Annotated in this window: 11 protein-coding genes and 2 riboswitches; of the genes, 6 read left to right on the top strand and 5 right to left on the bottom strand. The window is 70.8% G+C overall.

Annotated elements, in window-relative coordinates; genetic code table 11:
- Window position 1: 1 nt before the first annotated feature.
- Window positions 2-430 (bottom strand): GNAT family acetyltransferase, encoded by a 429-nt coding sequence (locus tag KHC23_RS01560; RefSeq protein WP_213368673.1) that lies wholly within the window; start codon window positions 428-430, stop codon window positions 2-4.
- Between the two features lie 158 nt (window positions 431-588).
- Here KHC23_RS01560 and nadA point away from each other — a divergent pair, with 158 nt between their 5' ends.
- From nadA to KHC23_RS01540, 4 genes are all read left to right on the top strand, one after another.
- Window positions 589-1,665, top strand: a complete 1,077-nt coding sequence (gene nadA, locus KHC23_RS01555; protein ID WP_246543965.1) for a quinolinate synthase NadA — start codon at window positions 589-591, stop codon at window positions 1,663-1,665.
- A gap of 24 nt (window positions 1,666-1,689) precedes the next feature.
- Window positions 1,690-3,231 carry an L-aspartate oxidase gene (locus KHC23_RS01550; RefSeq protein ID WP_213368671.1) on the top strand — a complete coding sequence of 514 codons (1,542 nt, stop codon included), beginning with the start codon at window positions 1,690-1,692 and terminating at the stop codon, window positions 3,229-3,231.
- A 169-nt stretch (window positions 3,232-3,400) separates the two neighbouring features.
- Entirely contained in the window at window positions 3,401-4,258 is an 858-nt protein-coding gene (gene nadC, locus KHC23_RS01545) for a carboxylating nicotinate-nucleotide diphosphorylase (RefSeq protein ID WP_213368669.1), read from the top strand.
- Window positions 4,259-4,445: 187 nt separating this feature from the next.
- A riboswitch (glycine riboswitch) is annotated at window positions 4,446-4,547 on the top strand.
- Between the two features lies 1 nt (window position 4,548).
- Window positions 4,549-4,674: riboswitch (glycine riboswitch) on the top strand.
- Window positions 4,675-4,747: 73 nt separating this feature from the next.
- Window positions 4,748-6,043, top strand: a complete 1,296-nt coding sequence (locus KHC23_RS01540; RefSeq protein WP_213368667.1) for a D-amino acid dehydrogenase — start codon at window positions 4,748-4,750, stop codon at window positions 6,041-6,043.
- A gap of 131 nt (window positions 6,044-6,174) precedes the next feature.
- Here KHC23_RS01540 and KHC23_RS01535 read toward each other — a convergent pair whose 3' ends face one another.
- The 3 genes from KHC23_RS01535 to KHC23_RS01525 all read right to left on the bottom strand — a co-directional run bounded on the left by KHC23_RS01535 (window position 6,175) and on the right by KHC23_RS01525 (window position 10,122).
- Complete coding sequence (locus KHC23_RS01535; RefSeq protein WP_213368665.1) at window positions 6,175-7,050, bottom strand: NAD(P)/FAD-dependent oxidoreductase; 876 nt, start codon at window positions 7,048-7,050, stop codon at window positions 6,175-6,177.
- A 1-nt stretch (window position 7,051) separates the two neighbouring features.
- Window positions 7,052-7,495 carry an Rrf2 family transcriptional regulator gene (locus KHC23_RS01530; RefSeq protein ID WP_213368663.1) on the bottom strand — a complete coding sequence of 148 codons (444 nt, stop codon included), beginning with the start codon at window positions 7,493-7,495 and terminating at the stop codon, window positions 7,052-7,054.
- Between the two features lie 182 nt (window positions 7,496-7,677).
- Window positions 7,678-10,122 carry a heavy metal translocating P-type ATPase gene (locus tag KHC23_RS01525; protein ID WP_213368661.1) on the bottom strand — a complete coding sequence of 815 codons (2,445 nt, stop codon included), beginning with the start codon at window positions 10,120-10,122 and terminating at the stop codon, window positions 7,678-7,680.
- 71 nt (window positions 10,123-10,193) lie between these two features.
- Here KHC23_RS01525 and KHC23_RS01520 point away from each other — a divergent pair, with 71 nt between their 5' ends.
- Window positions 10,194-10,466, top strand: coding sequence for a metal-sensitive transcriptional regulator (locus KHC23_RS01520; RefSeq protein WP_213368659.1), 273 nt, complete (start codon window positions 10,194-10,196; stop codon window positions 10,464-10,466).
- A 150-nt stretch (window positions 10,467-10,616) separates the two neighbouring features.
- On the opposite strand, the gene KHC23_RS01515 is transcribed toward KHC23_RS01520, so the two are convergent.
- Window positions 10,617-12,005 carry a glycoside hydrolase family 5 protein gene (locus KHC23_RS01515; protein ID WP_213368657.1) on the bottom strand — a complete coding sequence of 463 codons (1,389 nt, stop codon included), beginning with the start codon at window positions 12,003-12,005 and terminating at the stop codon, window positions 10,617-10,619.
- Between the two features lie 199 nt (window positions 12,006-12,204).
- On the opposite strand from KHC23_RS01515, the gene KHC23_RS01510 reads away from it, so the two are divergent.
- Window positions 12,205-13,542, top strand: coding sequence for a GntP family permease (locus KHC23_RS01510; RefSeq protein ID WP_213368655.1), 1,338 nt, complete (start codon window positions 12,205-12,207; stop codon window positions 13,540-13,542).
- Window positions 13,543-13,555 lie beyond the last annotated feature (13 nt).

The raw sequence follows: 13,555 nt of genomic DNA, 5'->3' as shown, positions 1-13,555 counted from the left end.
GCTATTCCCGCCCGTCGATCCATTTCGACATGACCACGCGCGGGGCGACCTCGAAGCCGAGCCTCTCATAGAAGGCGACGACGGCGGTGTTGGTTTCGCGCACCAATAGCTGCACCTTCGGCACGTCGCGCGCCTTGAGCCAGGTCTCCGCCGCGCTTACGATCTCCACGCCGACGCCCTGGCGCTGGAGCGTCGGGTCGACGGCGACATAGTAGATCCAGCCCCGGTGCCCATCATGGCCGACCATCGCGGAGGCGCAGACGCGGCCGCCCTCAACGCGGGCCACCAGCACGTCCGAATTCGCGCCACCGCACGCGAAGCGGAAATCCGTCGCCGGGTCGTTATAGGGAACCGTGAGCCCGCACGCCTGCCAGAGAGCGACCACCGCGCGCTCATCCGACGCGCGGGCGGGTCCGATATCGAGCGTCATGCATCACCTCACCGATGCGAAAGCCTTATCGCCCGATTTGTGACGAACTGTTGACACCGACTTATACTCAGTCCTAGCATAACGACCAATCGCCGGGCCGAGATGCCCGGTATTCTTTGGCCTGAGTTATACTCATAACGAGCATAATGGAGGATGCGATGCTGGACGCCCATCTAGCCGACCGCTTCGCCGCCCGCGCCGAACGCAGCAACGACGCCTTCGCGCCGCTCGCGCCGCCCGCCGCGCCGGCCATCGCCCCCGCGCTGCCGCATCTGTATGCCCGCGTGGCCAAGCACATCACCCCGGCGGAATGGCCGCTGATCGCCCGCGAGGTCGAGGCGATCGAGACGCTGAAGCGCGAACGCAACGCCGTGGTGCTCGGCCACAACTACCAGGCGCCGGAAATCTTCAACACGGTGGCCGACATCGTCGGGGATTCGCTCGCCCTCGCCCGCGAGGCGGTGACGGTGGATGCCGATGTCATCGTCATGGCCGGCGTCCATTTCATGGCCGAGACCGCCAAGCTGCTGAACCCTTCCAAGACCGTGCTGATGCCGGACATGGGCGCGGGCTGCTCGCTCGCCGACAGCATCACCGCCGCCGATATCCGCCTACTCAAGCAGCGCTACCCCGGCGTGCCCGTGGTCACCTATGTCAACACCTCGGCCGAGGTGAAGGCCGAGAGCGATTATTGCTGCACCTCCGGCAATGCGGTGAAGGTGGTGCGGGCGGTGGCGAAGGAATGGGGGGTGACCCGCATCCTCATGCTGCCCGACGAGTTTCTCGCGCAGAATGTGCAGAAGCAGGTGCCCGAGCTGGAGCTGATCGCCTGGAAGGGCCATTGCGAGGTGCATGAGCGCTTCACCCCGCAGGATATTCGCGACCTGCGCGAGAACCATCCCGGCGTGGTGGTGCTGGCGCATCCCGAATGCCCGCCCGAGGTGGTGGCGGAGGCCGATTACGCCGGCTCCACCGCCGGCATGGCCGACTATGTGCGCGACGAGAAGCCGGCGCGGGTGGTGCTGATCACCGAATGCTCGATGGCCGACAATGTGGCGGTGAACCACCCTGACATCGAGTTCGTGCGCCCGTGCAACCTCTGCCCGCATATGCGCCGCATCACCCTGCCGAACATCCGCCGGGCGCTGGAGACGATGACCACGCAGGTGGAGATCGACCCCGCCACCGCCGGCCGGGCGCGCCTCGCCGTCGAGCGCATGCTCGCGATCCGCTGAACGCGCACTGCAAGGGTCACCCTCGTGAACCATTCGCCTGAGACCGTCGTCGTGGTCGGCGGCGGGGTCGCCGGCCTCGCCACCGCGCTGCGGCTGGCCCCGCTCCCGGTGACGCTGGTGGTCGCCGCGCCGCTGGGCGTCGAAGCCGCCACCGGCTGGGCGCAGGGCGGCATCGCCGCCGCGCTCGGTGCCGACGACCGGCCGGACCTGCACGCCATCGACACGCTGACCGCCGGCGCCGGGCTCTCGCAGCCCTTGGTGGCGCGACGGGTGGCGGGGGCGGCGCCGGCCGCGATCGACTGGCTGGTCGGGCTCGGCACCCCTTTCGATCGCAACCCCAATGGCAGCCTCGCTTTGGGGCTGGAGGCGGCGCATGCGCGCCGGCGCATCGTCCATGCCGCCGGCGACGGCACCGGCCGGGTGGTGCTGGAGACGCTGACGCAGGCGGTGCGTGCCTGCCCCGCGATCCATGTAATGGAAGGCTGGCGGGCGGGCGAATTGCTGGCCGATGCGCACGGCCGCACCGCCGGCGTCGCCGTGCGCGACCGTGAGGGACGGGCGGTAACACTGGCCGCCCGCGCCGTGGTGGTCGCCACCGGCGGGCTCGGCGGGCTCTATGGCGCCACCACCAACCCGCTCGGCGCCGTCGGCTCCGGCCTTGCCCTCGCCGCGCGGGCGGGGGCGGTGCTGCGCGACCTGGAGTTCGTGCAGTTCCACCCCACCGCCATGGCGGTGGGCGGAGACCCCGAACGGGCCGCCTCTGGCGGCCCTGCGCCAATGCCGCTTGCCACCGAGGCGCTGCGCGGGGAAGGCGCCCGGCTGTTCAATGCCCGCGGCGAGCGCTTCATGGAGGACGTGCCGGGCCGCGAACTGGCGCCGCGCGACGTGGTCGCCCGCGCCATCTTCGCCGAGATCGCCGCCGGCCAGGATGTGGTGCTGGACGCGCGGATGAAGGATATCGAGACGCGCTTTCCCGGCGTCGTCGCGCTGTGCCGCGCCAACGGGCTGGACCCGGCGCGCGCGCCGATCCCGGTGCGGCCGGCGGCGCATTACCATATGGGTGGCATCAAAGTGGATGGCGCCGGGCGCTCCAGCGTGCCGGGGCTGTGGGCCTGCGGCGAGGTCGCCTCCACCGGGCTGCACGGCGCCAACCGGCTCGCCAGCAATTCGCTGCTGGAAGCGCTGGCCTATGCCGAATGGATTGCGGCCGACATTGCCGGCGAGGAGGCATCGCCGGGCGTGGCGCGCGCACCCTCACCCCCACGCCCGCGTTCGCCCGCCCGCGCGGAAATCCGCGCGCTGATGGACCGGCAGGTCGGCGTGGTGCGCGAGGCGGAAGGGCTGGAGGCCGCCGCGAAACGCCTCGGCGCGCTCGCCGACCGCGACGGCGACGATCTCTCGCTGGTGGCGCTTGCGATCACGGAAGCGGCGCTGCGGCGCGGTGAGAGCCGGGGCGGGCATTTCCGTGCCGACCATCCCGTGCCGGCGGCAATCGCCCGCCATTCCGAGACAAGGCTCGCCGACCCGCAGGCCGCCCAGGCGGTCGAGACCCGGCAGGTGGCGTGAAGACGACACACTTCCCCTCATCGCCCGAGCCACGTCATCCTGAGGCGCCCGGCAGCGCCGGGCCTCGAAGGATGGCACGCAGGAACCACCATCCTGTGGATCACCATCCTTCGAGGCTCGCTCCGCTCGCACCTCAGGATGACGCCGCCCCCAACCGAATGAGTTGACCATGACCCTCCCCCCCCTCCCCCGCCTGCTGGTCGAGCCGGTGATCCGCGCCGCGCTGCTGGAGGATCTCGGCCGCGCCGGCGACGTGACGACCGATTCCTGCATCCCCGCCGAGGCCCGCTTCGAGGCGGTGATCGCCTCGCGCCAGCACGGCGTGATCGCCGGCATCGACGCGGCGGTGATCGCCTTTGAGCTTATAGATCAAGGTCTTGAGGTCAGCATCGAGCGCGGCGATGGGAGCGCGGTGGCGCCCGGCGACGTGGCGCTGCGGCTTTCCGGCTCGGCCCGCGCCATCCTCACCGCCGAGCGGGTGGCGCTGAACGTCGCCTGCCGCATGTCCGGCATCGCCACTGCCACGTCCGGGCTGGTCGCCATCGCCCGCGAGCACGGCAAGGCGCGGATCGTGTGTACCCGCAAGACCACGCCGGGCCTGCGGGCACTGGAGAAGCACGCGGTGCGCGCCGGCGGCGGCTCCAACCACCGCTTCGGGCTCGACGACGCGGTGCTGATCAAGGACAACCACATCGCGGTGGCGGGGGGCGTGGTGGCGGCGATCCGTGCCGCGAAAACCCATGCCGGCCATATGGTCAAGATCGAGGTCGAGGTCGACACGCTGGCCCAGCTCGACGCCGCGATGGCGGAAGGGGTCGACGCCGTGCTGCTGGACAACATGACGCCGGCGATGCTGGCGGAAGCGGTGGCGCTGGTCGGCGGGCGGGCGCTCACGGAAGCCTCCGGCCGGGTCTCGCGCGAGACGGTGGGCCCGATCGCCGCCAGCGGGGTGGACCTGATCTCGGTCGGCTGGATCACCCATTCCGCGCCGATCCTCGACCTCGGGCTCGACGCGGCGGGGGCGTAGACCGCCACGCCGCCAACTGCCGGCGCTGCTGCCTCATCAAGCTGCTGATGCCAACTGCACGGCGCAGCGACCGGCGGCGGGCCGCCGCCCCCTCCCCCTCCCAAGGTCGCAGGCTCAACACCGCGCGAGCGGGCCTGGCTGCCCTTGAATGAGGCATGCTTTTGTGCGATGCATATAGCCGTCTGCTAATGGTCATGCGGGAGAGATCGACAGTCCTCCCGGACAGGTGTCGGCGCCGACGGAGCAACCCCCCAGGAAACTCTCAGGCACCACGGACCGCATGATCAGGACAATCTGGAGAGAGGCGTCGCGCCGGTCGTTTCCGGGGTAGGACGTCCACCGAAGGGGAAGCCCGGGATGGTTTGACGGCGCCGCCGTCTGTCTCGGGGCGAGCTCTCAGGTACCGCGACAGATTGGGGACAGTCGGCCGGACGCCAAGCGGGGCACCGCGCGTCAGGGCCATGTCGTCCTCAAGCGCGGGAGCCTCCCATGCGCCACATCGCCGTCATCGGCGCCGGTATCACCGGTGTTACCACCGCCTATGCCCTCAGCCAGAAGGGCTATGACGTCACCGTCATCGACCGCCAGCGCTACGCCGCGATGGAAACCTCCTTCGCCAATGGCGGGCAGCTTTCCGCCTCCAATGCCGAGGTGTGGAACTCCTGGGCGACCGTGCTCAAGGGCATCAAGTGGATGTTCACGCCGGACGCCCCGCTGCTGATGAACCCCAAGCCGTCCTGGCACAAATATTCGTGGATGGCCGAGTTCCTCGCCAACATCCCGAACTACGAGGCCAACACGGTCGAGACCACCCGTCTCGCCATCCAGGCCCGCAACCACATGTTCGAGATCGCCCGGCGCGAGGGCATCGACTTCAACCACGAGACCCGCGGCATCCTGCACGTCTACCGCGACAAGAAGGCCCAGGACGACGCGCGCAAGGTCTCCGGCCTTTATGCGCGCGGCGGGCTGGAGCGCCGCGAGGTGACCCCGGAGGAAATCCGGGCCATCGAGCCGGCCCTACGCGGGTCGTTCTATGGCGGCTTCTTCACCCCCTCCGATTCCACCGGCGACATCCACAAGTTCACTTATGGGCTGGCGGAAGTGTGCCGCCGCCACTGCGTGCGCTTCGTCAACGAGGCGAGCGTGGAGCGGGTGACCCATACCGGCACCGGCGAAGGCGGCACCGGGGTCGAGGTGAGCTTCACCGTCGCCCCCGACGCCGAGGACGCGCGCCCGCGCGCCGAGACGCTTTCCTTCGATGGCGCGGTGATCTGCGCCGGCATCGGCTCGCGCGCCATTGCCGCCGGCCTCGGCGACCGGGTGAACATCTACCCCGTCAAGGGCTACTCGATCACGGTGATGCTCGACGACGAGGAAAGCCAGAACGCGGCGCCGTGGGTGAGCCTGCTCGACGACAAGACCAAGATCGTCACCTCGCGCCTCGGCAAGGACCGCTTCCGCGTCGCCGGCACCGCCGAGTTCAACGGTGAGAACCGCGACATCCGCGCCGACCGCATCCGCCCGCTGGTTGACTGGACCCGCAAGCTGTTCCCCGGCGTGAACACCGCGCGGGTGGTGCCGTGGGCGGGCCTGCGGCCGATGATGCCCGACATGATGCCGCGCGTCGCCGCCGGCAGGCGGCCGGGCGTGTTCTACAACACCGGCCACGGGCATCTGGGCTGGACGCTTTCCTGCGCCACCGCCGAGATCATCGCCGCCAAGGTGGCGGACGCGATGCCGGTGGAGGCCCCCGCCCCGCTGCTGCGCATGGCGGCGGAGTGAGGCCCGCGCCGGGCCCTTGAACCCCGCCCCGGGCCGGCGTGCCGATCCGGGTCTTTCGGGAGCCGGCCGCTTCCGGCCCCCGCCCCGCCTCCGGACGAACGCCGGAGGCGGGGTTTTTTTAGTGCGACCGTTCAGAACACCAGCGAGCGGTGAAGCTGCATGCCGGCCCAGGCGCCATCGGCGACGGCGAGGGTGACCGAATGCGGCGCGCGGGCGGCGTCGCCGCAGGCATAGGCGCCGGGAACGCTGGTTTCCTTCATCTCGTCGGTGTGGACCTGCGTGCCGAAGGGGGATTCGGCCAGCGCGCAGCCAAGGTCCTGCGCGACCGGCGACGCCGGCCGGTTGCGCGGGGCCGTGAACAGGCCGGCGAAGTCGAGCCGGCGGCCATCGGCCAGCACCACCCGCGCCCGCCCCTCCAGCCGCGCCACCGGCGTTTCCTCCAGCGCGATGGCGTGGGCCGCGAGTTCGGCCCGGGTCGCACCGTCCGGCACGAAGGCGCCGTTGGCGAACAGGGTGACGGCGCCCCACTCATGCGCCATCCGCGCCTGATGCACCGACATCGGCCCGGTGGCGAGCACGCCGATGCGCCCGCGCTCCAGTTCGTAGCCATCGCAATAGGGGCAGTGGAACACGCTGCGCCCCCAGCGCTCGGCCAGCCCGGCGATGGCGGGGAGTTCGTCGCTGACGCCGAGCGCGAACAGCAGCCGACGGCCGTGATGGACACCGGACGCCGTGGCGACGGAGAACGCGTCCTTCGCGCCGGCCGCGCCCTGCGCCGTGCCCTCGACCCATTGCAGCGTCGGATAGGCCTCAAGCTGGCGGCGGGCGGTGCGGGCGATCTCGCCCGGGTCGACCCCGTCCTGCCCCAGAAAGCCGTGCGCCGCATGGGAAAAGCGGTTGCGGCGCTGCCCGGCATCGATGACCAGCACCCGGCGCCGGGCGCGCAGAAGCTGGAGCGCGGCGGCCATGCCGGCATAGCTGCCGCCGACGACGATGACATCGTGCATGTCAGGCATTCCTTTCCCGCCAGGCGGCGTGCCGGCGGCTGAAATCGGCGGCGAGGTCCGCCAGGGTGATCTGGCCGAAACGTGCGAGAAGCAGCGCCTCGGCCTCGGCGAAGGCGCCGTCGAGCGCGGCATTGACCGATTGCTCGACGAGGCAGGCCGGGGTCTCGTGCCGGTTGCCGACAGCGAAGATCGCCGGTTCGCCCAGCGTCTCATGCAACTGGCGCAGGGTGACTTTCGCGAGATCGGCGCTGATCCGCCATCCGCCCTGCGGGCCGCTGGCCGAGCGCACCAGCCCGGCCGCGCGCAGCATGCCCATGGTGCGCCGCATCACCACCGGATGGGTGCGCATGCAGGCGGCGAGTTCCCCGGAGGTCATCGGCCCCTCGCGCTCCGCCATGTGCAGCAGGGCGTGGAGGACGGAGGAGAGACGGCTGTCGCGCTTCATGTAACTTCATTTATTACGAATTGAGTGCAACGGCAAGGCCGCGACGCTGCGGGGATGGCGCGGACCCGTCCCCCTGGGCCCCGGATCGGCGCCGCACGGGCGCGGCTGGTCCGGGGAACGGGGTGGCGGTGCGGCTGGGCAGTGGCCGGGTCCCCGGGGTCAAGCCCGGGGTGAGGGCGCCGCTACAGCTTCACCGCCCTGAGCCGCAGCGCGTTGCTAATGACGCTGACCGAGGACAGCGCCATGGCCAGCGCCGCCACCATGGGCGAGAGCAGCAGGCCGAACACGGGGTAGAGCACGCCGGCCGCGATCGGCACCCCGGCGCCGTTGTACAGGAAGGCGAAGAACAGGTTCTGGCGGATGTTGCGCATGGTCGCCTGCGACAGATGGCGGGCGTGGACGATGCCGGAGAGATCGCCGCGCAGCAGCGTCAGCCCGGCGCTCTCGATGGCGACATCGGTGCCCGAGCCCATGGCGATGCCGACATCGGCGACGGCGAGCGCGGGCGCGTCGTTCACCCCGTCGCCGGCCATGGCGACGATGCGGCCTTCCGCCTTCAGCTTCTCGACCACCGCCGCCTTGTCCTGCGGCGCGACTTCCGCCTCGATTTCGGTGATGCCGAGCCGGCGGGCGACCGCCTCCGCCGTCACCCGGTTGTCGCCGGTGAGCATGACGACGCGGATGCCTTCCCGGGCAAGGTCCTTGAGCGCCTGCGGCGTGGTCTCCTTCACCGGATCTGAGATGGCGAGGGCGGCGACCGCCTTGCCGTTGACCGCGAGCAGAACGGCGCTGGCGCCCTCGCGGCGCAAATCGTCCGCGCGGGGCTGGAGCGAGGCGGTATCGACGCCCAGTTCCTTAAGGAACGCGGCGCTGCCGATGGCGACGCGCTTGCCCTCGACCAGCCCGTAGGCGCCCTTGCCGGCCGGGGAATCGAAGCCGCGCACCTTGGGAATGTCGAGCCCGCGCGCTTCCGCCGCCGTGACGATGGCGTGCGCCAGCGGGTGCTCGGACGGGCGCTCGACGGCGGCGGCCAGACGCAGCGCCTGCGCCTCCTCGACCCCCTCCATGGTGACGATGGCGGTGACGCCGGGCTTGCCTTCGGTGAGCGTGCCGGTCTTGTCGAGGACGATTGTATCGACCCGCTCCATCCGCTCCAGCGCCTCGGCGTTCTTCACCAGCACGCCCATCTGCGCCCCGCGCCCGACGCCGACCATGATCGACATCGGCGTGGCGAGGCCGAGCGCGCAGGGGCAGGCGATGATGAGCACCGCCACCGCCGCGATCAGCGCGTGGGAGAGCCGCGGCTCCGGCCCGAACAGCGCCCAGGCGGCGAAGGCGAGCCCCGCGCAGGCCACCACGAGCGGCACGAACCAGCCGGCCACCTGGTCGGCCAGGCGCTGGATCGGTGCGCGCGAGCGCTGCGCCTGCGCCACCATCTGCACGATGCGCGCCAGCATGGTGTCACGCCCGACCCTGGCGGCCGAGATGACGAGGCCGCCGGAACGGTTGAGCGTGCCGCCGATCACCGTATCGCCCTCGCTCTTGGTCACGGGCATGGACTCGCCGGTGACCAGCGATTCGTCGAGCGCCGAGCGGCCCTCCACCACCGTGCCGTCGACCGGCACCTTCTCGCCCGGGCGCACCCGCAGCCTGTCGCCGACCACCACCTGGTCGAGCGGCACCTCCGCCTCGCTGCCGTCCTCGTCGAGGCGGCGCGCGGTCTTCGGCGCAAGGTCGAGCAGCGCGCGGATGGCGCCCGAGGTCCGTTCGCGGGCGCGCAGTTCCAGCACCTGGCCGAGCAGCACCAGCACGGTGATGACGGCGGCGGATTCGAAATAGACCGGCACCGCCCCATCCGCCCCGCGGAAGGCCGGCGGGAACAGGCCGGGCGCCAGCACGGCGACGAGGCTGTAGAGAAAGGCGACGCCGGTGCCGATGGCGATCAGCGTGAACATGTTGAGGTTGCGCGTCACCAGCGACTGTCCGCCGCGCACGAAGAACGGCCATCCCGCCCACAGCACCACCGGGGTGGCGAGCGCGAGCTGCACCCAGTTCGACACGTGCGGCGGCACCAGATGGTGCAGCGCCGGCACCAGATGCGCGCCCATCTCCAGCGCGAACACCGGCACGGTGAGCGCGAGGCCGATCCAGAACCGGCGGGTCATGTCGATGAGTTCGTGGTTCGGCCCGTCGTCGAGGCTGACCAGCATCGGCTCCAGCGCCATGCCGCAGATCGGGCAGGTGCCGGGGCCGACCTGCACGATCTCGGGATGCATCGGGCAGGTATATTCCGTGCCCTCCGGCACCGGCTCGGCGGGGGCGGTATCGCCGAGATATTTCGGCGGGTCGGCGACGAATTTGGCACGGCAGCCCGCCGAGCAGAAATAATAGGTGATGCCGCCGTGGTCGGCCTTCAGCGTCGCGGTGTGCGGGTCGACATCCATGCCGCAGACCGGGTCCTTCGCCATGTGGGCGGCGTGCGCGTGCGCGTGCGGATGTCCGGGATCGTGCGGATGGGCGGGCGCGGGGGCGGCGTCATGATGATGACCGCCGCAGCAGGAGGCGCCCTTGCCGGGCGCGTGGGCCGGATGCCCCTGCCCCGCGTGGTGGTGATCCTCATTCGCCATGACGTCCTCCTTATACCCCCATGAGGTATCAGACACTTGCGATATATACCCCGTGTGGGTATATGGCAAGCATGCAGAACCCCACACGCACCTCCTGCCTGAAACGCCTGAGCCGCATCGAGGGTCAGGTGCGCGGGCTTTCACGAATGGTCGAGGACGACCGCTACTGCATCGACATCGTCACCCAGGTGGCGGCGGTGCGGGCGGCGCTGAAGAAGGTGGAGGAGGAAGTGCTGCGCGACCACCTCGCCCATTGCGTCGCCCATGCCATGGCGTCCGGCGACGCCGACGACCAACGCGCCAAGGTGTCGGAGCTGATCGAGGTGCTGGGCAAGCTGAGGTGAGGGATGGCCGTCGCGGGGACTTCGCCAGGGGTCTTGCGCTGGATCCCGGATCGCCTTCCGCCGACGCTGCGGGCGTCCGGGACACGGAGCGCCGAGAGGTCGTCTGACCCGCGCCGCGCGTCGATCAGGTTATTGGGCTTGCGCGGGACATCACGGACAGGAGGTTACGCCCGCCGCCACGGGAGCCTCGCCAGCCATGGCGAGGGTGGATACGGGAGCGGCGGCGCCGGGCGCAGCCGGGGCGACCTCAGGGCCGGCGGCGGCGAGGCGCGGGCAGGTCGCGGTGAGGCCGAGCGAGGCGACATAGCTGTCGCGGATGGTGGTGCGGGCGAAGCGGGCATTGTCGATGTACCGGCGCAGCGTCGCCGCCACGGCTTCGCGCGAAGGCTTTTCCATCGTGTCCCACTGGCTCTTCGGCACGCTGCCGAACAGGGCGATGGCGTCCCAGCCTTCCGGCCTGGTGATGGAGGCGACGGTGGAGGGCGTGTCGAGGTTCTTGTAGGTCCAGAAGCTCCAGCCGAGGCCGAAGCGCTCGTTCAGCGTGCGGAACTTCTCGTTCCAGTCGTCGTTCAGCTCGCCGGTCTCACCGATGAAGATCGGCACCTGCCAGCGATTGCCGAAATTGACGTATTTCTGGATCGAGCTGCGCTGCGGGCCGGCCCAGAACATATGGTAGGTGTAGCCGAGATTGTCGGCGAAGGGCGGGCCGAACACGTCGAAATTGGTGCTCCACTGCGCGCCCGCCAGCATGATCGGGTGGTTGGGATCGACTTCGCGGATCGCCTCCACCAGCTCGCGATAGAACGGCTCCAGCCGCGAATTGAGGAAATCCGTGTCGTGATAGGGGGTGATCGGCTCGTTGAGCAGGTCATAGCCCAGCACCGCCGTCTCGTTCCTGTAGCGCGCGGCGATGGCGCGCCACATCGTGATGGTGCGGCGCCTGTATTCCGGGACGTAGAAGGTGAGCGGGTAGCCCACCCCGTCATCATGGTTCACCCCGGTCTGCCCGCCGGGGGCGGCGTGGATGTCGAGGATCAGCTTGATGTCGTGCGCCCTCGCCCAGCCCACCAGCCGGTCGATCCGCGCCCAGCCCTCGCCGTCGGGGTCGACGCGGTCCGGGTTCGCCGGGTCGAGGAAGAACTTCCAGTGCAGCGGCACCCGCACGGTGGTGAAGCCGGAGGCGGCGAGGAAGGCGACGTCCTCTTCCTGGATATAGGCCTCGCGAAAATCGCGCCAGAAGCGGGCCGCCTCCTCCGGGCCGGCGAGATATTCGATCACGTCCTCGATATCCTGCGGCGAGCGCTGGACCGTGAACTTGAACATATAGCCTTCCGGCAGCAGCCAGTTGCCGAAGCTCATGCCCTTGATGTGGAAGGTCGAGCCATCAGGATTGACGAAGCGCGTGCCTTCCGCCCGGATGAAGCCGGACGCGGCGGCGGCCGTCGCGGCCACGGCCGGCGCGGCGGGCGGCTCGGTCAGCGCGACGGCGGGGGCGGCGGTGAAGCACAGCGCGGCGGCGAGGGGAATGAAGCGGATCATGGGCGGCAACCTAGTGAACCGGCAACCTAGTCAAGCCGGCGCGTGGCGGCAATGCGGAAGGGCGCCGGCGCGTCGCAGGCTCTGCCCGCCCGGCGCGACCGGATCAACCGCGCCGGTTGGTTCTCCGCCACGGTGACAGCGCGCGCGCGGCAGGCTAAGCGTGAGGCTCCCGCCTCCCGCCCCGGCAGACCCTTCCCCCATGTCCTATCTCGTCTACGCCGCCATCCTCCTCGTCGTCGTGGCCCTGTTCGCGCTGGTGACGGCGCGCGGGAGGGTGCACCCGTTCCTCGCGCTGGTGCTGGCCGCCTTCGCCTTCAACCAGGGCGTCGGCTGGTCGCTGAGCTTCGTGGTCAAGTCGTTCTCGGTCGGCTTCGGCCAGACGCTGGCGGCGCTGGGCGTCATCATGGTGGCGGGGGCGCTGCTGGCGGAGATCGCCGACGGCACCGGCGCCACCGCGCGGCTGCAGCAATGGGCGCGCGGCTGGCGCACCCGCTCGGGCCCGCTGGCGCTCGCCGGGCTGATCGGCGGCATGGCCTCCACCCCGGCGGCGGCGTTCGCGGTGCTGGACCCGCTGCGGCGCGGCATCGGCGGCGACAGCCCGCGCTCGGCGCTGACGCTGGGCCTCGCCCTCTCGGCCGGCCATGGCCTGCTGATCCCCGCCCCCACCGTGCTGGCGAGCCTGACGATCTTGCGCGCCGACTGGGGGCTGGCGGTGGCGGTCGGCCTGCCGCTGGCGCTCATCGCCGCCGCTTTCGGCGCGCTGTGGGCGAAGGGCGGTGCCAGCGGGGCGCCGAACCCGCTCGACACCGCCGCCGGTATCGGCGGCACCACGATGCACGCGCCCCGGCGCGGGGCGCTGGCGCTGCTCGCCGTCAGCCTCGTTCTGGTGGCGATGCTGATCGTGCAGGCGCTGGGCGACATCGCCTCCGAGCCGTTCGGCGGCGGCAATGACCGGCATTTCATCCTCGCCATCGGCAGCCCGGCGCTGCTGCTGGTGACGGGCGTCGGCCTGCTGCTGCTGCTGAGCTGGAGCTGGGAGAAGGGCGGGCTCTCCGAGGCCGGCTGGGCCGGGCGGGCGGTGGCGAAGGTGGCGCCGCTGCTGCTCATCCTCGGCGCCGCCGGCGGCCTCGCCAAGGTGGCGCAGGATGTCGGCATGGCGGAGATGACGGCGGAATATCTCATCCCCCTCGCCCCGGCGTCGGGCGCGCTGGTGCTGGTGCTGCCCTTCGCGCTGGCCGCCGTGATCAAGACGCTGCAAGGCTCCTCGCTGGTCGCCGCCATCACCAGCGCCGGCATGATGATGGAGCTCGCCGCGCCGCTCGGCCTTGGCGACCCGATGGGGCGCGTTCTTGCCGCGCTGGCGGTGAGCGCAGGCGCCATGACCGTGCCGCAGATCAATGACGGACTGTTCTGGCTGGTGGCGCGGGCCGGGCGCTTCACCCCGCCGGCGGCGCTGGCGCGATTCTCGGGCGGCGCGCTGTTGCAGGGAGGGGTGATCCTCGCCGGCCTGGTGGGCATCCGCCTCGTCACCGCCTGAGGATTCGTCTGTT

The organism is Ancylobacter dichloromethanicus, assembly GCF_018390645.1.
Taxonomy (GTDB): Bacteria; Pseudomonadota; Alphaproteobacteria; order Rhizobiales; family Xanthobacteraceae; genus Ancylobacter; species Ancylobacter dichloromethanicus.
This window is presented reverse-complemented; position numbering and strand designations above follow the sequence as displayed.

Excerpts from the sequence above, each read along its gene's own strand:
- KHC23_RS01530 (WP_213368663.1), bottom strand. The coding sequence starts at position 7,495 with ATGAAGCGCGACAGCCGTCTCTCCTCCGTCCTCCACGCCCTGCTGCAC.
- KHC23_RS01520 (WP_213368659.1), top strand. The coding sequence starts at position 10,194 with ATGCAGAACCCCACACGCACCTCCTGCCTGAAACGCCTGAGCCGCATC.
- KHC23_RS01540 (WP_213368667.1), top strand. The coding sequence starts at position 4,748 with ATGCGCCACATCGCCGTCATCGGCGCCGGTATCACCGGTGTTACCACC.
- KHC23_RS01515 (WP_213368657.1), bottom strand. The coding sequence starts at position 12,005 with ATGATCCGCTTCATTCCCCTCGCCGCCGCGCTGTGCTTCACCGCCGCC.
- nadA (WP_246543965.1), top strand. The coding sequence starts at position 589 with ATGCTGGACGCCCATCTAGCCGACCGCTTCGCCGCCCGCGCCGAACGC.
- KHC23_RS01525 (WP_213368661.1), bottom strand. The coding sequence starts at position 10,122 with ATGGCGAATGAGGATCACCACCACGCGGGGCAGGGGCATCCGGCCCAC.
- KHC23_RS01535 (WP_213368665.1), bottom strand. The coding sequence starts at position 7,050 with ATGCACGATGTCATCGTCGTCGGCGGCAGCTATGCCGGCATGGCCGCC.
- KHC23_RS01560 (WP_213368673.1), bottom strand. The coding sequence starts at position 430 with ATGACGCTCGATATCGGACCCGCCCGCGCGTCGGATGAGCGCGCGGTG.
- nadC (WP_213368669.1), top strand. The coding sequence starts at position 3,401 with ATGACCCTCCCCCCCCTCCCCCGCCTGCTGGTCGAGCCGGTGATCCGC.
- KHC23_RS01510 (WP_213368655.1), top strand. The coding sequence starts at position 12,205 with ATGTCCTATCTCGTCTACGCCGCCATCCTCCTCGTCGTCGTGGCCCTG.